The 19383-nt window shown below is 43.6% G+C and carries 15 protein-coding genes and 4 tRNA genes; 6 read left to right on the plus strand and 13 right to left on the minus strand.

From position 1 onward, the window contains the following. Positions 1–34: 34 nt before the first annotated feature. The 6 genes from E0H88_RS06905 to E0H88_RS06930 all read right to left on the minus strand — a co-directional run bounded on the left by E0H88_RS06905 (position 35) and on the right by E0H88_RS06930 (position 1666). Positions 35–110, minus strand: a tRNA-Val gene (locus E0H88_RS06905). 21 nt (positions 111–131) lie between these two features. Then, positions 132–208 (minus strand) — tRNA-Asp (locus tag E0H88_RS06910). Between the two features lie 47 nt (positions 209–255). Continuing rightward, positions 256–332, minus strand: a tRNA-Asp gene (locus E0H88_RS06915). 28 nt (positions 333–360) lie between these two features. After that, a tRNA-Val gene (locus E0H88_RS06920) sits at positions 361–436 on the minus strand. A 308-nt stretch (positions 437–744) separates the two neighbouring features. Further along, entirely contained in the window at positions 745–1275 is a 531-nt protein-coding gene (gene elsL / locus E0H88_RS06925; protein WP_131273596.1) for a cell wall-recycling L,D-carboxypeptidase ElsL, read from the minus strand. Between the two features lie 7 nt (positions 1276–1282). Further along, positions 1283–1666, minus strand: a complete 384-nt coding sequence (locus tag E0H88_RS06930; protein ID WP_092818780.1) for a YbaN family protein — start codon at positions 1664–1666, stop codon at positions 1283–1285. Between the two features lie 96 nt (positions 1667–1762). Here E0H88_RS06930 and E0H88_RS06935 point away from each other — a divergent pair, with 96 nt between their 5' ends. The 3 genes from E0H88_RS06935 to dapE all read left to right on the plus strand — a co-directional run bounded on the left by E0H88_RS06935 (position 1763) and on the right by dapE (position 4176). Next, complete coding sequence (locus tag E0H88_RS06935) at positions 1763–2659, plus strand: DUF1853 family protein (protein WP_131273597.1); 897 nt, start codon at positions 1763–1765, stop codon at positions 2657–2659. A gap of 99 nt (positions 2660–2758) precedes the next feature. After that, positions 2759–2908, plus strand: coding sequence for an entericidin A/B family lipoprotein (locus E0H88_RS06940; RefSeq protein ID WP_092818782.1), 150 nt, complete (start codon positions 2759–2761; stop codon positions 2906–2908). A 131-nt stretch (positions 2909–3039) separates the two neighbouring features. Further along, positions 3040–4176, plus strand: coding sequence for a succinyl-diaminopimelate desuccinylase (gene dapE, locus E0H88_RS06945; RefSeq protein ID WP_131273598.1), 1137 nt, complete (start codon positions 3040–3042; stop codon positions 4174–4176). Positions 4177–4233: 57 nt separating this feature from the next. On the opposite strand, the gene E0H88_RS06950 is transcribed toward dapE, so the two are convergent. The 7 genes from E0H88_RS06950 to pilG form a co-directional block, all read right to left on the minus strand. Next, positions 4234–5385: an IS4 family transposase gene (locus E0H88_RS06950; protein ID WP_131273599.1), complete on the minus strand. Its 1152-nt coding sequence runs from the start codon at positions 5383–5385 to the stop codon at positions 4234–4236. A 145-nt stretch (positions 5386–5530) separates the two neighbouring features. Then, the gene (locus E0H88_RS06955) at positions 5531–5989 is read right to left on the minus strand and encodes a hypothetical protein (protein WP_131273600.1); all 459 of its coding nucleotides are present in this window, start codon (positions 5987–5989) and stop codon (positions 5531–5533) included. Positions 5990–5993: 4 nt separating this feature from the next. Continuing rightward, positions 5994–10481 (minus strand): hybrid sensor histidine kinase/response regulator, encoded by a 4488-nt coding sequence (locus tag E0H88_RS06960; protein ID WP_131273601.1) that lies wholly within the window; start codon positions 10479–10481, stop codon positions 5994–5996. 173 nt (positions 10482–10654) lie between these two features. Next, complete coding sequence (locus tag E0H88_RS06965) at positions 10655–12727, minus strand: methyl-accepting chemotaxis protein (protein WP_092818786.1); 2073 nt, start codon at positions 12725–12727, stop codon at positions 10655–10657. 45 nt (positions 12728–12772) lie between these two features. Further along, entirely contained in the window at positions 12773–13309 is a 537-nt protein-coding gene (locus tag E0H88_RS06970) for a chemotaxis protein CheW (RefSeq protein WP_092818787.1), read from the minus strand. 5 nt (positions 13310–13314) lie between these two features. After that, positions 13315–13683: a response regulator gene (locus E0H88_RS06975; RefSeq protein WP_131273602.1), complete on the minus strand. Its 369-nt coding sequence runs from the start codon at positions 13681–13683 to the stop codon at positions 13315–13317. A 23-nt stretch (positions 13684–13706) separates the two neighbouring features. After that, positions 13707–14090, minus strand: coding sequence for a twitching motility response regulator PilG (gene pilG / locus E0H88_RS06980; RefSeq protein WP_086195987.1), 384 nt, complete (start codon positions 14088–14090; stop codon positions 13707–13709). A gap of 280 nt (positions 14091–14370) precedes the next feature. Here pilG and E0H88_RS06985 point away from each other — a divergent pair, with 280 nt between their 5' ends. From E0H88_RS06985 to E0H88_RS06995, 3 genes are all read left to right on the plus strand, one after another. Next, positions 14371–15015 (plus strand): hypothetical protein, encoded by a 645-nt coding sequence (locus tag E0H88_RS06985; RefSeq protein ID WP_131273603.1) that lies wholly within the window; start codon positions 14371–14373, stop codon positions 15013–15015. Between the two features lie 61 nt (positions 15016–15076). Beyond that, entirely contained in the window at positions 15077–16201 is a 1125-nt protein-coding gene (locus E0H88_RS06990) for an efflux RND transporter periplasmic adaptor subunit (RefSeq protein WP_131273604.1), read from the plus strand. Between the two features lie 27 nt (positions 16202–16228). Beyond that, complete coding sequence (locus E0H88_RS06995; RefSeq protein ID WP_131273605.1) at positions 16229–19333, plus strand: efflux RND transporter permease subunit; 3105 nt, start codon at positions 16229–16231, stop codon at positions 19331–19333. The last annotated feature ends 50 nt before the right edge of the window (positions 19334–19383 follow it).

Below are 19383 nucleotides of genomic sequence, written 5' to 3' on the forward strand. Positions count from 1 at the left end.
AACCAACTGAACTACCGCTGCATCGCAAAAAATCTGGTGGGCGCTGACGGGATCGAACCGCCGACATTCTGCTTGTAAGGCAGACGCTCTACCAACTGAGCTAAGCGCCCTCAAAAGGTCTATCATGTAAATGGCGCAGCGGACGGGACTCGAACCCGCGACCCCCGGCGTGACAGGCCGGTATTCTAACCAACTGAACTACCGCTGCACTTACACAATGTCGCTATTGTGGCAAACGAATATTAAGAACTTAAGTGGCGCAGCGGACGGGACTCGAACCCGCGACCCCCGGCGTGACAGGCCGGTATTCTAACCAACTGAACTACCGCTGCACGAAAGTGTCTTAACGTTAAAAGAGCTTGGTGGGCGCTGACGGGATCGAACCGCCGACATTCTGCTTGTAAGGCAGACGCTCTACCAACTGAGCTAAGCGCCCTTTAAAACGTCTTCATCGTTTGATGAGGTGCATTATAGAGAATCCTGACAGACTGTCAAACGCTTTTCTGACTGTTTTTGGTTTTTTACGTTTGAGTGATTAAAAAATAGGTTATTCGCTATAAAAACAAACAATTTCGACAACTTATTTACTATTTTTTGTAGAAAACTGAAAAATCACAGCATCATTTTTAGACAAGATTTTCCATAGTTTTGGAACTGATAGCGAATTCTGTTCTTTTTTAAAAACCCTCAATACATCTGGATTTTAAGCTTTGCACTGCTTTGTCATTTTATTGATAAACGTATTTACAAGCGAATGCCTCTTTTACACTCTCTCAAATTCAAACGCTGTTCTGAAATAAAGACTAACGCATCTTCAGCGACCAGTTCGAATAATTCCACCACATCTTCATTACGCATCCGGATGCAGCCATGGGACATCGGAATGCCCATAGGTTCTGTATCGGGTGTGCCATGAATATAGATATAACGCTGAAAGGTGTCACAGCCCTCGCCCTGATTAAAATTTTCTTCCAGGCCGCTTAACCAGAGAATACGCGATAAAATCCAGTCGCGTTCAGGATATTGTGCAGCCAATGCAGCATCGTAGACCTCACCGGTTTGCTGCCGTGCTTTAAACACTGCATTTAGGGGAGCAGCATGTCCGAATTTGAGTGCTACTTTATGCCAGCCCCGAGGCGTCTTGCCGGAATTTTCCTGCTCACCGATCCCGTTTTTTCCTGTAGAGATGACATAAGACTTGTCATGTTTCGGCAAGATCAAGCTTTGCTCGGCCAAATCAATCCAGACATCTGCCTGTTCTAAAGAATATGTCATAAGAAAATTACTCGATGTCTTTAATCGGTTCAGCTGCAGGTTCAGGGCGTAGCCATAGCCAGATGGCAACGCTGAGCATGGTCAGGTCAGTGAAGATTTTCACCAATAGCGGCGCATTGGTAAATAACATGATCATTCCACTGATCAGCATCATGATACTGGCGAACCATTTTGCCTTGCGCGGTACAGTGCCATTCTCACGCCAGGCCCTTAAAGTCGCCCCATATTTAGGATGATTCAGTAACCAGGCATCCACTTGCGGCCAGCCTTTAGAGGCTGCCCAGGCAGCTAAAATCAGAAATACTGTTGTTGGCATACCCGGTAAAAGTGCCCCGATAAAGCCCAGGATGACAAAAATCATCACCAAACTTCGCCAAAACAACATTTTCATAGCACTGCCCTATACAACTAATTGCGGTAGTATAAAGTGTTTTTGCATATTATCCGTTGTCATTCTGCACTTTTTAATTTAACGCCAGGGGTTGCTATGTTTGCTTTAAATCAGGTCTCTCATCTTGATGAACCCTGGCTGCAATTTAAAAATCTACTGGTTCGGCAATTGGCCTTTTGCGTATGCAGTCCAAATATTTTATCGGACACTCCAGCCGAACTGGTGTTAAAACATGCTTTTCAGTTTCATCCTGATGCCGTATGGCATGGCCATTTTCAAAATTATTATTCCAGACTGCTTTATTTAGATCAGCATCCGCAGGAATTAGAAAGATTTTTACACCAGCTTAAAAGCACGCGCCTAGGTCTGCGTTTTGAAATGTTTATCTGGTTTTGGCTGCTGGAACAGGATTATCATCCCTATCAATTGCTCGGGCACAGTATTCAAAAAATAGCGGGACCCCGAACCCTGGGTGAACTGGATTTTCTGTTATTGAATACCGAAACCAGAGCGGTTGAACACTGGGAAGTGGCTTTAAAATACTATCTGGCAGAACGGGATTGTTCTCTGCCCTTCTGGTACGGCTTGAACCGCAGTGATACTTTATTGCGCAAATTGAATCACTTTAGCCAAAAGCAATTTCAGTTTGAGGATGCCCTGGAACACAAAATTGAACAGCGTTTTGCAGTACTTAAAGGACAACTCTATCTCCCTGTTGAAAGCACATTCAGCGCCCTTCCCCATTGGGTCAATCGACAACGTCGTTTGGGCTATTGGGGAAGTCATATTCCTCCACAAAATGCTCACTTTTACCGTTTAGAGCGACTGGAATGGATTTGCCCGAAGCAGCATGTCAGTAGCGATACGGCACAGTGGTGGAGTAATGGTTTATATCGACAAAAAGATCAAAACAATTTCTATATGTACCGAAATGCCCCCTTACTTTCTCAGGGAATACACCGCCAATTTTATGAGAATTGTCTATTTTTATAACAAATGCTTACTTTTCTACCATCAAAAAACCCTATTGTTTACGCTGGGCATTAATTAACCTGAATTCACATCAAAATAATGAATGACTTGGAGATGATGATGAAAAAAATTCTTGCAGCTTCCCTCATTATTGCTTTTGCTTTAACTGGCTGTAATACGTTTAAAGGTGTGGGTAAAGATGTATCTAAAGCTGGAGAGGCCGTAACCGATACAGCAGAAAAAACGTCTGAGGAAATCCGCAAAAACTAGTTTATCTTCAGTTCACACAGAACCCTATCCAGGATAGGGTTTTTTTATGCCAATTTTATGGCAAACATTCACATTCAAGGGCATATTCGCCTATTATATGGCGGACAAATTTATCGACTGATGAAAATCGCATGACATCTTCCGCTACCCTTGATTTAAGCCTGCAACTGTTACGTCAGCCTTCCGTGACCCCAATCGATCATAGCTGCCAAAATATCATGGCGGAACGTCTGGAAAAAATTGGCTTCACTATTGAACCGATGCGTTTTGAAGATGTGGATAATTTGTGGGCACGTAAAGGGACTGAAGAACCGGTACTTTGTTTTGCAGGTCATACCGATGTGGTCCCTACGGGCAATTTAGACGCCTGGAACTCGAATCCTTTCGTACCGGAAATTCGTGATGGCAAACTGTATGGCCGTGGCAGTGCCGACATGAAAACAGCACTGGCAGCCATGGTGGTGGCTTCTGAACGTTTCGTGGCAAAACATCCAGACCATAAAGGTTCTATTGCGTTTCTCATTACTTCCGATGAAGAAGGTCCATCTATTAACGGCACCGTTAAAGTTGTTGAAACCTTGGAAGCACGCAATGAAAAAATGACCTGGTGTCTGGTCGGTGAGCCATCCAGTACCAAACAGTTGGGTGATGTGGTTAAAAATGGTCGCCGTGGTTCATTGAATGCCAAATTGACCGTAAAAGGCAAACAGGGACATGTGGCTTATCCTCACCTTGCCATCAACCCGATTCATACTGCATCTAAAGCCCTGGCTGAACTGTGCGACACGGTGTGGGACAATGGCAATGAATATTTCCCGGCAACGTCTTTCCAAATTTCCAATATCAATGCCGGTACCGGTGCAACCAACGTGGTTCCGGGCAGCATGAATCTTTTATTTAACTTCCGCTATTCAACCGAAGTTACCGCTGAACAGTTAAAAGCACGTACTTTAGAGATCCTTGACCGTCATCATGTGGATTACGATATTGAATGGACATTGTCCGGTCTGCCATTCCTGACTCCAGTCGGTGAACTGGTCAATGCGGCTAAAAATGCCATTCGTAATGTCACCGGTATTGAAACTGAACTTTCTACCAGTGGCGGTACATCAGATGGCCGTTTCATTGCGCCTACAGGTGCACAGGTACTGGAACTCGGTGTATTGAATGCCAGCATTCACCAAGTTAACGAACATGTAAATGTTGCCGATCTGGAACCCCTTGCTGAAATTTATGAACAAATTCTGGAAGGCTTATTGGCTCGCTAAAACAGTAACCACATAAAATAAAAAAGGAACTTAACAGTCACTGCTGTCCCACAATTTTTACAAGAGGAAGCTCACATGAGCTTCCTCTTGTTTGATGGGGATTTTATCGGGTGAGAATAAAGCTTTTAAAGTTTTTCTTTCAAATAAATTCACTTGAATTATTCTGAGTAAGCGTTGAACTGTCCAACCCGCTTTCCCTAAATGTTGAGTGAAACTCACCAGTAAATAGGCAATCATCGCAATCCAAATTTGCGTCTGAATCGCGTTCCTGCTTCGGCCTAAAAAGGCTTTTAATTTCAGATTCTGTTTAATCGCTTTAAAGAACAATTCTACTTTCCAGCGATCTTTGTAAATCGCTGCAATGGTAGAGGCGGCTAAATGAAAGTTATTGCTGAGAAAGCTGAAGTGCTTGCCACTTTGACGGTCTCTATATTCAATTCTTCTGAGTACTGGTGCTTTTCTTTTTAGGGCATGTGCGCTATTCAGCTGAATGGTTTCATCTTTTAGAATGCCTTTGGACTCAAGCACGGGATGTTGCTGGATCACCTGATACACAGCCTTGGGCCTAAGACGTGTGACAAATCCAACGTTTTGAGCAGTGAGACTCGCATACCATTGGTAATCGACATAGCCTTTATCAAAGACCACAATGCTGCCAGAAGGAAACTGGAATTTGCGGCCTTGTACCATGTCATTTTCTTTGCCATTTTCAACTGCAACAAATTCAGGAATATGATTACTGTGATTCAATCCTATGCTGAGTTTCATACTGGCTTTTGAGTCATGAACTTTGGCCCATCCACATAAGGAAAGTGAGAGGTCAATGTGACTGGCATCAAGGGAATATAGAGGATTCTTAAAGCGAAATTTATGAGCGACTTTTGAGCCTTCATAGCATTGAAGCAAATTGTAAAACAGCTTTTCATACAAGGCAGCAGGCTGTTGCTCGTTGATTCGTGCCAGCGTGCTTCGCGGAATAGATTTTGCTCCCAGATGATGAAGCTTCTCCTGTTGGCACTCCAGATTGGATTGAATATCCCGCAGGCTTTGCCGGCAGGAGAGTTGAGACATCAATATGGCAACAAACTGATCCCATCGGGAAGCCGATCTAAATTTCTGTCCAACATGATATTTTTTCACAAGGTGTTCAAAATCCTGTCGCACGACAGGTTTAATCAGCTGATGAAATACGGTATTCTGATGTGACAAAACCTGAGTCCTTGATCGTTAAAGTGTTTGTTCGCACTTATATTTTAACTATTCGGACTCAGGTTTTTTTATTTAAAGTAAACTATGGGACAGCAGTGACTTAACAGTTCCTTTTTTATTACCCGGCTTTATACACGCGACAACATTACAATCCTAAAGAAGACTGAATCTGTTCAAGATTAGGCACATAAAACACCTGATCTCCCATGCGTACATACTGGAATACATCAGAATCTGTTGCCGTGCGCTCTTCATCTACTACTTCGGAAATACGCAGACGAATCGTTTTTGGCATCTCATTACACATCAGGGCAAAACGCTGACTGACATCATCGCCTTCAATGACCAATGCTACACCCATTTTACGTTCCGGATCATTCACCGCATACACCGGCAATTTCAACTCATGCCATTCCACAAAAGGCACCTGTGTAGCGCTATCCAGTGCAGACAGGACAATATTTTGCGGAAGAATCATCGCTTCCTTACCATGGCAATCGATAATATAGGTATCGATAAATCCGGTAGATACCGTAATAAGGTGGTGTAACTCTTGTTGTGAAATTCGATCAACAGCAGAGTTTGAAACACTATTTTGGCTCATTGAATTATCCCTGACTGATTTCTAACAAACTTTCCACATTTTCCAGCAGTTCCGCTTCCTGGAACGGTTTGCCCATATAGTGCGTTACGCCCAGGCTGAATGCACGTTCACGGTGCTTCTCGCCTGTTCTCGACGTAATCATGATAATAGGCAAGTTTTGATGCACATCATGGTGACGAACCAGGTTGGTAACTTCAAAACCGTCCATACGCGGCATTTCAATATCCAGCAACATCAAGTCCGGTTTGACATTTTCCAGCTGCTCCATGGCATCAATACCATCTTTGGCCGTCACCACATCAAAGCCTTGACGCTCAAGTAAACGTGAAGTCACCTTACGTACAGTTACCGAGTCATCCACAATCATGATCAGGCGGCGTGCATTGCTGTAACGGGAATGCTCACGCTGATCAGACACATGTTTAAGACGCTGGGTGTTCTGAATTTGTCGGGCAATATTCTGACCATCCAGAATCAGACAGACTTGACCATCACCTAAAATGGTTGCTCCGGCAATGACACCGACACTGGAGAATTGCTGCCCAATCGGTTTTACCACAATTTGTGCACGCGAACCAATCAGCTGATCGACAAGCAATGCAATAGTTTGCCCATTATTGCCCTTAATGAGCAGCACAGGCAAAGAATGCGCCACATTACTTAAGCGAGGTAAAGGCTGATTGGAAACGAATTCGGATAAATAACGCAGTTTGTAACTGGTGTTATCAATTTTAAAGAAGTCTTCTTTACTGTTGAAATATTGCTCCAGCGTTGACGGTGCAATTCGTACAATACGGTCAATTTGTGCCAAGGAAATCGCAAACTGCTGATCACCTGATTTCACCATCAAGGCATCGCTCACCGCTACTGTGGTCGGTACCCGGATAGTAAAGGTAGTGCCTTTACCCAGTTCAGACTCGATGGAAATATGACCACCCAGTGCCTTAATTTCGCTTTGCACCACGTCCAGACCTACACCACGTCCGGAAATTTGAGTCACTTCTTTGGCGGTACTAAATCCAGGATGGAAAATTAATTGCAGGATTTCCTGCTTATCGATGGATTGATCGGCTTTAATTAAACCCAAGCTGAGCGCTTTTTCTTTAATTTTTGCTTCATCAATCCCTTTACCATCATCACTGAACGACACCAGAACGTCGGTACCTTGACGGCTGATATTGAGGACAATTTTTCCGACTTCAGGCTTCTGAAGTTCATGACGTACGTGAGTGTCTTCCAGACCGTGGTCAATCGCATTACGCAGCATGTGTTCGAACGGTGTGACCAGACGCTCTAGAATGTTACGGTCCAATTCACCTTCGGTGTTTTGCACCACCAGCTCGGCCGGACGGTTCAGGGTCGAAGATGTTTGACGCACAATCCGCTGTAAACGTGGCAATAGACGGTCAAACGGTACCAGACGGGTACGCATCAGGCTTTCCTGAATCTCGGCTTGAATGCGTGATTGTTGTAACAGTAAACCTTCTGTATCACGAATTTTTTCAGACAAGGTAGTTTTGAAGTCGACCAAGTCGGATGCAGATTCCGCCAGTGATTTTGACAACTGGTTCAATGATGAATATTGGTCCATCTCCAGCGGGTCAAAATCGGCATAACGTGAGTTATCACCATGTTTGGCAATAATTTGCGACTCTAGCTCGCCTTCCATTCGACGTAACTGGTCCGCCAGACGCTTGATCGCCAATTCCATCTCGTTGAGGGTATTACCAAACTGACCCAAGTCCATTTCAATACGCGAACGGTTAATCGCATTTTCACCAGACAAATCGATCATTTTTTCCACCAGATCGGCAGAAATACGGATCATTTCATTGCTGTTGTCCTGTTGATTGCTTGTATCCCACTCACCCATCATCGCTGGAGGTTCGGTACCATCGCCCTGAACAAATTCAAAGACTTTAGCTGTAGACAGCATATCGGACTGAGTCACGCGATTAGGCAACTGCGCAATGACATCAACAAATTCAATTGACTCTAAACTTAATTTAACACTATCAAAATTACTGTAATCATGCTCGAAAATAGCCTGCTTTAACCATGCTAAAGTGGTTTGCAATAACAGGTCATAAACATTGGAATTGAACTGATGCACAGCGAAGCGTTCGAAGGTAGTTTCCAGCTGGTAAGCAATCGCCCCTACCGGTTCATTTTCCACCATGCGCGCACCACCTTTCAAACTGTGGGCTGCACGTTGTAATTGAAGCAGCAAACTACGGTCACTGCGCTGCTCAAACCATTGTTGCAGCAGGCTATCTGTAGACTCCAGAATTTCTTCTGCTTCTTCCAGGAAGGTTTCTTCTGCAATTAAACGGATACTGTCGTCTGGCTCTTCAACATGGGCTGGACTTGCCAAAGCAATGTCAGCAACTGCATCGACTTCTGCTGCTGAAATTGCAACAGGTTCCGCTGATTCCTCAGCAGCTATTTCAGCTTCGCTTTCCGCCTCAATTTGAGTTTCGACTGCAGGTGCAAGCTCCTCAATTTCAGTTGCAGCTTCAATTTGAACTTCAGGCATGGCTTCTGCAATGGCAATGCTTACAGCCACACTACCTTGAGCGATTGCTTGAATATTGCGTAAAATTTCAATTGATTCAGCAGCAGCGTAGTCAATCTGATCGTCACGGATGATTTGAATGCGGTCAGAGACGTCATCTTGTACTAGACGAATAATGCTGATGAGCTGTGGATTGACTTCAATTTGCTGACGGATCACGCGTTCATAAATGCTTTCCAATTCATGCGAAATCAAACCAATATGCGTCGCCTGAATCATATTTGCTCCCCCTTTGAGGGTATGCAAATAACGCATTAAATTATTCAGTGCTGCAGTATCGGATGGATCTTTCGACCAGGTATTCAAATCCTGATCTATCCCGCCCAACAATTCTTCCGCTTCTTCCAGGAAGATCCCCAACAAATCTTCATCAAAATCACGATTTGCATCAGCAGCATGCATTTGTGAACGGTCTGAATGAATTTTTTGTGAAATCTGGGCCAGATCTAGACTGCCTGAAGCAGGCGTTGCCAAAACTTCTGCTTGTGTTGCAACGCTCGGTTCATGCGCTGCAAACTGTTCAAGATCTTGCTGAACAAAGGCGGTAAGATCATTCAAAACTTTCTGGACATCAGCGGTTAAAATAACGCGCTGACCTGCTGCCAAGGTATCGAACAGATGAATGAATTCTTGATGTGCCTGTCCAAACAGATCATAGGCATAATCGATATTGAGCAATTCCGGTTTTAATATCAGGGCTTCATAGCCAGACTTCAATTCATTGGTAAATTGATGAATGCCCATCGCAGCACGATTATCGGTATGGTCCAATAATTGCTGTGCCTGCTGGCTTAAAGTCTGAATGTATTCGGGATATTCTACTTTGGCACGTTTTTCAAATTCAAATTCCGCATCCAGAAGCAAATCAATATTTAATTCGACCAGCTTGGACACCAGACCTTGCGGATTGACATCCTCATCGACTTCTACCGAATTGAAACCATAATCGTCCCATGCTGCATTGAAAGTGGCATAGATTGCATCTAGTTTCTGAGTTTGACCCTGTCTTAAGATATGCAAATAATCACGGACAAACTCAGCATACTGAATCAGCAAGGCAGTCTGACTGGAAGTAGAAACGATTTCTTCTTGTAAAAGTGTTTTAAATAAGTTTTCAACCTTGGTACTGGCTGCAAAAATCTGCTCAATATGTGCCATGGAAGAGCTGCCACGCAAGGTATGCAAGGCACGGATCAGGCCATTATAATCCTGATGTTGTTCCTGTTCAGTTTTCAGGAACTGGTCAATCGTGAGCAGATGTTCTTCCGCTTCTTCAATAAAGATCGCGACCGTTTCTTCAATATCATTGTTGTCGTCTGATGCAACTGGCGCTGCTGTAGCAGTTGTTTCGATTGCCGTTTCAGGTTCTGCTTCACTTGATGCCTGATCCTGCAATTCCAGGCCAGTGAGACTGTCGACACTGGTCAGTGTGCTAGACAGTTCAAGCAATTCTTCCAGTGCAGGTTCCAAACTGACCTGCTGCTGTATTTGCTGCCCCAATAGGACTAAAGGTCTTAAGTCGATATCAGCATTTTGTACCGTTTTAAAAGTTGGGTATAACTTATATTGATAAATATTAAACACAGACTGAGCAAATCGTTGAACTGTGCTGTCTAAAGGTACTGTACCGGAAATAACACGATTTAAAGTATCTTCCACCGACCATGCCAACTCGCCCGCAGATTTTGCCCCCACCATACGACCCGACCCTTTGAGCGTATGGAAATGACGGCGAATGGTCGTTAAAGTTTCTTGGTCATGAGGATTTTCCAACCAAGCTGGAAATAAAGTACCCAATTCAACGAAGATTTCTTCTATTTCTTCAACAAAAATTTCTAAAATTTCTGCATCTTGATCAAGATAACTATCTTCAGGAAGCGTAGTCGTTTCAACTAAATTTTTTAATATTTCTTTCATAGCTTAGGCTTCTTACGTTTATCTGCCACCAAGAAGGTTGCTCAAACTTAATTGTCACCATCACGCGAGACCTAACTTTGAAGTTAAGTTCATCTTGTCGATGCTTTATCTGTATCTTGTGGATACCCCCTGCCCGAAAGCAGGGTATATCACTGCAACGCTGTTGAATTAACTTAGTCAGGTAATTTAAAGTCAGTTACAGATTCACGTAATGATTCGGCCATATTTGCCAATTCCGATACCGAACGTGCTGTATCGAAAGTTGCAGTTGTTGTTTGCGAAGTAATTTCTTGTACAACATTCATCGTTGTCGCAATGTGACCAGCTGAAGCGGACTGAAGTTTTGCAGCGTCCGAAATGCTGGCAATCAATTTCGCCAGGTTGCTGGATACCGTTTGAATTTCATCCAGTGCCACGCCGGCATCTTTGGTCAAGCTTGCACCACGAACAACCTCTGATGTGGTTTGTTCCATCGAAATTACGGCTTCGTTGGTATCTGTCTGAATGGTTTTTACCAGACCTTCAATCTGTTTGGTTGCAGAAGCTGAACGTTCCGCAAGACGCTGTACCTCATCGGCTACCACGGCGAAACCACGACCAGCTTCCCCTGCCATCGACGCCTGAATTGCAGCGTTCAAGGCCAGGATGTTGGTCTGGTCGGCAATATCGTTAATCAAGGCAACGATGTTACCAATTTCCTGAGAAGATTCACCCAGACGTTTAATACGTTTAGACGTTTCCTGGATCTGCTCACGAATGGTGTCCATACCTTCAATCGAACGGTTTACAACCTCTGCACCATTGGCAGCAATTTGTACCGAACGCTCCGCAACCACTGCAGATTCTTCCGCGTTTGCCGATACCTGGTCAATAGACATCGCCATTTCATTAATCGCGGCAGATGCACCGGCAATCTCTTGTGCCTGGTGTTCAGATGCTTCAGCAAGCTGGTGGGTAATGCCCTGGGTATTCGCCGTATACTGCGCAACCTCTTGAGACGTTTCAGTAATACGCGATACCAGGTCACGTAACTGGTCAATCGCGAAGTTAATGGAGTCGGCAATTGCACCGGTAAAATCTTCCGATACCGTTGCGTATGAACGCAAGTCACCATCCGCCAAGTCGGCAATTTCATCCAGTAAACGTAAAATCGCGTTCTGGTTACGGTCATATTCTTCTTGCAGGCTTGCCACACGCTGTTTATCTGACTGGCCACGTAATGCAAGTAATTTGAATACTGCAAACAGGAAAGCGACCAAACACAAGATTAAAAGCAAGGCAGGAAGCGCAATAGCTAGGCTTGAACCACTAGATAGTTTATTCAGGTTAGTTAACAATTCATCTGACTGGGCAAAAATTGAAGCAGAAGCTTGACGTACTTTTACAATTTGAGCCGAGTTTGAAAGAATCGTTGCAGAAGCTGATTTTAGTACATCATCATATTCGCTTTTAATCCCTTCCAGTGATTCACGCAATGCCGGATCGGTAATACGTTCTACACCCAGTTCTGTACTACCATTGAGCTGTGCATTCAGGTAAGAACCGAAGGTTTCAGTGTCAGCACTGAAGTCATCCGCAGATTCACGCGAGTTATCATTACCCGTAAGCACCGAACTGATCGAACGTAAAATACGTTCTGCAATGAATACCTGGTTTTTCGCAATAACAACCTGGTTAGACGGCATGTTTTGACGTGCCATCTGGTCGACCATCAAGTTATATTCTGCCTGAATTCCTGGAATTGATTCGCCAATTGCAATGTTGGTATCGTACAGCTTGTTAATCATTTTTTGTTGAGACGAAATTAAATCAATCCCTTCAGATAATGATTTCCACTGCTTTTCCACGTCCACCAATGCACCCGTATGTGGATGAATGTCTTTAACTGTTTCCAGATTTTCAGCAAATTCTTTTTGCGATTGAATTAATTTATCAATCGACTCTTTGGTTCCTGAAGCCGTTGCATCAGTCGCCTGACGTGAAATGGTTTGTGACAATAGACGCAAATCACCCACACTACGTGTCAATTCGTTATTACGTGGCACACTATAGAATAGGTATAATAATAAGAATAGTGCTACGGTCAGAGAAAATGCTGCGCCCAAAATCAATGGTTTGGACTTTTCACTGTCACCAAATACACGTGATAATTGCTCTGTTTGTGATTGAATCTTTGCTAATAAAGCATTTCCGTCCTTACGGCCGGTGCCTTCACCTGTATTCTTCTTTTTAAGTTTAAAGCCCATCCAGCTTCTCCCCGAGTTGCGCTATCATTCTTTAGCTTGCGACTATTAATTTATAAATTTTACAGAGGCATTCATGTATTTTGGGTTTTGCAATAAACGACTAAATAAGAAAACATGCCAGTGCTGATTATGTTGATAAAAATATCCCTGACAATATTCTTGTAAATTGCTATCTAATTCACTGTTTTTAGAAAAGAAGCTTTTCTTATTAAAGTGTTGAATCCCCAAAACCTGATCTACCACCAAACCGACATAATGGTCATTATGACTAATACACAATACTTTTTGAGTCGGTGAAAACTGACTTCGATGTCCGGAAATATAATGCGCCAAATCAGCGACTGAAAGTAAACGTCCCCGAATATTGGCCAGCCCCATCACCCATGATTGGGTATTGGGGACCGGTGTATATTTTGGTGGATAGATCACTTCAGATACTTCACCCAAAGGGGCAACAAAATATTGTCCCATCATCTCAAAAGCAATGCCTGACCATCGGTTTACTTCATTTTCAGTGGTAACGTAGTTTTTATTGCCACGTTTAGCCAGCCGAAGTAATTCGATAAATCCATTTGCTGCCATAGAGCTTATCCTGCATTGAGGTGGTGTTTAATCACATCAATTAATTGGTTTTCGTCTACAGGCTTGGTTAAATAATCACTTGCCCCCTGACGTTTTCCCCAAACGCGGTCAGTTGCCTGATCCTTAGTACTGACAATCACAATCGGAATGTGTTTGGTCGTAGAACCCCGTGCAATTTGACGTGTCGCCTGAAACCCGTTTACTCCAGGCATGACCACATCCATAAGCACCAGATCTGGCAATTCTGCTTGTGCCATGGTGACACCATCCGCCCCATTTGCCGCTTCAATCACCTCAAAGCCATGCTTGGTTAAAATCTCTCTAAAACGAAATGTTTCTGTAGGTGAATCATCAACGATAAGAATACGTGACATGCTTTTCCCCAATAAAAATAAACTTATGCTGTTACGTGATTACGGATTGCGTTTAACAATTCATCTTTACTAAAAGGTTTAGTTAAATACTCATCCGAACCTACAACACGACCTTTTGCCTGGTCAAATAAACCATCTTTACTTGACAGCATAATGACTGGAATATTCTGATAATTCTGCGAATTTTTAATCAATGCACAAGTTTGATAACCGTCTAAACGTGGCATCATGATATCTACAAAAACGATATCCGGATTTGCTTCAGCAATTTTTGCCAAAGCCTCAAAACCATCTACTGCGGTCACAACTTCACAACCTTCACGTTGTAATAATGTTTCTGCTGTACGACGAATGGTTTTTGAATCATCAATCACCATCACTTTTAGATTTTGGAATTTTTCGTCCATTTAATGATCCTTCCCATTTTTAGAATGTACAAACAATTTTAGTCAAAAATTTTATTACAAGTTACGAACATTTTTAACATATCTTTACTTGCCTTTTCAATGAACATTTTCCGCAGAAAGACTCACTTTTTTTTATTTTCAATAACAGCTTCACACTTTCTATCGACCAATGATTTTTTTTTGACAGACAGAGGTTTTTTATTGCTTATTTTAAGTCTAATATAGCCTATTTATTGCTTTTAAAATAAGTAATTTAGTCAACTTTTATTCGGGGGTAACAATGCAAAGTCAGTTTAAATACAAACTTGCTTTCATTGCACAAAAAAAAATGAACTTTAGATTCATTTTTCTTTCTTTTCTCGTTTTGCAGGCAGCAGTGGCATATGCTGAAAATCCACCGCCTAAAGCCACCTGGTATCGCTATTACGACAGTAAAGGGATAGCCAATATTAGTACCAATGTCACCCCCAACCATATTCGCCATGGCTACGAAGCCCTAGATCAGAATATGCAGGTCATCCGGCGTAATCGTGCCTATAATACTGAAGCCGACATCAAACAGGCCCCGCAACGTGCAGCCCACGCCAAGCAGCAGGCGACGGACTTAAAACTAAAGAAAGCTTATGGTAATAGCCAGGTTGCACTGGCAAAACGTAATGACGTATTGGCCAACATTAAAAAGCAGATTGCCTTCCAGCAAGACCAGTTAAAACAATTACAGACTGACCGCATCTACTTCAAGCGTCAGCAGATTGAGCATTTACGCAAAGGCGAAAGTATTCCCACCAGTTTGAAAAATAATATCGAGAATAATCAAAAGAACATTGAAGCAAAAAAAGAAATGATTCAATCGTTACAAATTAGCTATCGAAATACACAAGCAGAATACGACAATATTATCGCTCGCTTAAAAGCACTTGAGTAAATTGCATTTGTTCTGTTGAGCACTTAATTTAAGCTGCAATAAATAAAAAGGATGAACCTGCATGCTACCTGGACAGCATAAAAAAAAATCTAAATTAAGTGATCAGCGCCCATATTTAACCGGCAGCATTCTCTGTTTGAGCTTATTTCTGACAGCCTGCCAAAAAGATGAAATAGAAAAACCTGTAGAAACAAAAACAAAAATCGAATTAATTGAAAAAGATTTAGTTCCAGTAAAAGATGGCACCTCTATTGCCAAAAGTGCTTTTACCGGTACCCTTCGTGCGGTCAATCAGAGCAGCATTCAGGCTCAAGTCACTGCCACTGCAACCCAGGTCTATGTACAGGTCGGGCAAGCAGTTTCCAAAGGCCAAGTACTGGTTCGCCTGAATAATCAGGACAATGCGGCACGCTTAGCGCAAGCTCAGGCCAATTTGGCAGCGACACAAGCTCAGGCCAGTCTGGCTAAAAATATGATGCAGCGCAAAAAGCGCTTATTGGATCAAGGCTTCATCTCCAGAGTTGAATATGAACAGGCTCATGTTGACTATCAGGCGCAACTGGAAAATGTGCACGCACAGCAGGCAAATGTGAATATTGCCCAGAAGGCCGAGCGTGAAGGCACTATTTATAGCCCCATTTCCGGAGTGATTACACAGCGCCAGGTCGATGCAGGCCAAACGGTTGCTGCCGGCCAGACCCTGTTTGAAATCGTGGATCCAAGTCAACTGGAAATTCAGGCCAAATTGCCAAGCGACATGCAGGCGGCATTAAAAGTGGGGCAACGTATTGAATACACCATTCAAGGCAATCCAGCGCAACTGACGGCGGTTTTATCTCGAGTCTCTCCTATTGCTGATCCTGCCAGCCGCCAGATTGAATTTTTTGCCAAACCCAACGAGACGATCAACTCACTCAGCATCGGTGCTTTTGTGGAAGGCAACATTCTGGCTTCGACCCAGGTTTCAGGTCAGCTTATTCCGCTCGATGTGATCCAGAATATCAAAGATAAGCCTTATGTATGGGTGATCCGCCAGAACAAAATTGAAAAAGTCCCTGTAGTAATCTTGGAACAGCGCTATAGGGACAATTTGGCTGTCGTGCAAGGACTACAAAATGCCGACCAGATTAGCCGTATCAAATTTAATGACCAGGATATTCATCAAGCGGTCATCATCAATAAATAATAAAAAAATAAGTACAGGATTGTTCTTATGTGGTTTACCCGAATTAGTGTTAAATATCCTGTTTTCACCATCATGATGATGTTGTGTTTACTGGTACTGGGACTGGCATCTTGGCAACGGATGGGCGTAGAAGAATTTCCCGATGTCGACTTCCCTTTTGTTGTGGTCTATACCTCATATCCGGGTGCCTCCCCTGAAACCATTGAATCTGAAATTACCAAAAAAATGGAAGACCAGATCAATACCATTTCGGGTTTAAAACAGATTATTTCCCAGTCGAGTGAAGGACTCTCGACCATTATTGTCGAATTTAATCTGGATGTCTCATCTGCGGTGGCCGCACAGGATATTCGCGATAAAATTTCTCCTGTAACGGCCCAGTTCCGTGATGAAATTCAAGACCCTATCGTTGAGCGTTATGACCCATCCGCCAATGCGGTGATGTCGATCGTGTTTGAATCGGAGACCATGCCGTTACGAGACTTGAGTTCCTATTTAAGTCAGCACATTGTTCCGCAACTTCGCACCGTGCCGGGCGTGGGTACAGTGAACTTGTTGGGAGATGCTCAACGCCAGATTCGTATTGAGGTCGATCCGCAAAAACTGCAAAGCTTTGGCATTGGTGTAGACAAGGTTATTAACACCTTGAAAGGTGAAAATATTGAAGTTCCCGGAGGAACCTTAAAACAGCCGACGTCTGAACTGGTGGTAGAGATCAAGTCCAAAGTGATTCATCCGCAATCTTTTGGTGACCTGATTATTGCCAATAAAAATGGTGCACCCATTTACCTGAAACAGGTGGCGAATATTGAAGATGGTCAAGCTGACTTCGAATCAAGTGCTTATTTAAATGGTAAAGCTGCGGTCGCGATTGATATTTTGCGCAGTTCAGACTCCAATGTGATTGATGTAGTCAATGCCACCTATAAAGCCATGGCGAAAATCGAGAAACAGCTACCCGAGGGTACTGTGGCGAAAGTTGCCGTCGATAGCTCCCGGGGTATTCGTGGCAGTATTCAGGATGTGGCACGCACCATTATTGAAGGTGCGGTGCTTGCTGTTCTGATCGTTTTGCTGTTCCTGGGTTCTTTTCGTTCCACCGCCATTACCGGACTGACCTTACCGATTTCCCTGCTCGGTACCTTGACCTTTATTTGGGCTTTTGGCTTCACCATCAACATGATGACCTTGCTGGCCTTATCCCTCAGTATTGGCCTGCTGATTGATGATGCGATTGTGGTGCGGGAAAATATTGTCCGTCATGCCGATATGGGCAAAGATGCGGTTACAGCAGCACTAGATGGCACCAAAGAAATCGGGCTGGCAGTTTTAGCTACTACCCTGACCATTGTCGCGGTATTTTTACCGGTTGCATTTATGGGCGGGATTATCGGTAAATTCTTCTATCAGTTTGGGGTTACGGTCAGCGCTGCCGTGCTGATTTCGATGTTTGTCAGTTTTACACTCGATCCTATGCTTTCTGCGCACTGGGCTGAAAAACATGATCCCAATAAACGACCCGGCAGAATCAAGCGCTTCTTCAACTGGATCTCCAACAAGTTTGATCATTTAAGCCATTATTATGAAAAGCTGTTAAAGCTGGCACTCCGCTTCCGTATTTTAACCTTGATGGTCGCGGTCGCTTCACTTTTTGGTGCATTGGGTTTATCCAAATTGATTGGCACGGAATTTGTTCCTGTTCCAGATAAAAATGAAATTCGGATTAAATTTGAAACGCCTGTAGATGCCTCACTCGAATATTCACAAGCCAAGTTGTTGCAAGTGGAAAATATTCTTCGCCAGCATCCAGATGTACGTAATACTTATAGCATTATCAACGGGGTAACGGATCGAGGTAAAAACCATGTCAGTATACGGATCAAGGTCACCCCTCGCCTGGAACGTGAGAAAACCCTGACCCAACTAAATAACGAGTTTCGCCAGCGCTTGCAAAGCGTAGCGGGCATTACCATTACCTCGGTGGCTTCGGCAGATGAAACTGTTTCTGGCGGTCAAAAGCCGATCCTGATTTCCATTAAAGGCACCGACCTGAACGAACTGCAAAAAATCTCCGATCGCTTTCTGGCAGAAATTTCCAAAATTGAAGGGATCGTCGATCTTGAAAGCTCGCTTAAAGAACCTAAACCCACCTTGGCGGTTCATATCAATCGTGTCCTGGCGAGTGATTTGGGTCTTTCTGTCAATCAGATTGCCAATGTTATCCGTCCTTTAATTGCAGGTGATGATGTCACCACCTGGCAAGATGAAAAAGGCGAAATCTATGATGTTAATCTTCGCCTGACTGAAAACAGACGTACCTTGCCGAGCGATATACAAAACCTTTATCTGAACTCACAAAAAACCGATGCCTCTGGTCAGCCGATATTAATACCGCTGGCAAGTGTGGCATCGTTTAACGAAACGTTGGGCGCTTCGCAGATTACCCGGCGTGACTTGGCCCGTGAAGTACTGGTAGAAGCCAATACCGCCGGCCGACCGGCAGGCGATATCGGTGCGGATATCAAAAAAATTCAAGATAATTTTGATTTACCACCCGGCTATAGCTTTGCCACCCAAGGTGCGAATAAAGACATGGCAGAATCGGCAGGCTATGCCTTAACCGCCATTACCCTTTCCATTGTGTTTATCTATATTGTATTGGGTTCACAATTTAACAGCTTCATTCACCCTGCCGCGATTATGGCTTCCCTTCCCCTCTCGCTGATTGGGGTATTCCTGGCTTTATTCCTGTTTAATTCCACCATGAACCTGTTTTCCATTATTGGCATTATCATGCTGATGGGACTGGTGACCAAGAATGCCATCCTGCTGATTGACTTCATTAAAAAAGCCATGGATCGTGGGGTTGATCGTTATGAGGCGATTATTGAAGCGGGTAAAACCCGTCTACGCCCTATTTTAATGACCACCAGCGCCATGGTGATGGGGATGATCCCCCTGGCACTGGGTCTGGGTGAAGGTGGCGAACAAAGTGCCCCTATGGCGCATGCCGTGATTGGCGGCATTATTACCTCCACATTGTTAACGCTGGTGGTTGTACCCGTTATCTTTACCTATCTGGATGACTTGAAGAATTTTATGACGCGCCAAATCCGAAAAATCATGGCATAATAAAAGCCATAACTTTGAGGTGACATTCTGAAATGTTCACCTCATTTTTT

Source organism: Acinetobacter sp. ANC 4216, from assembly GCF_004331195.1.
In the GTDB taxonomy this organism is placed as follows: domain Bacteria; phylum Pseudomonadota; class Gammaproteobacteria; order Pseudomonadales; family Moraxellaceae; genus Acinetobacter; species Acinetobacter kookii.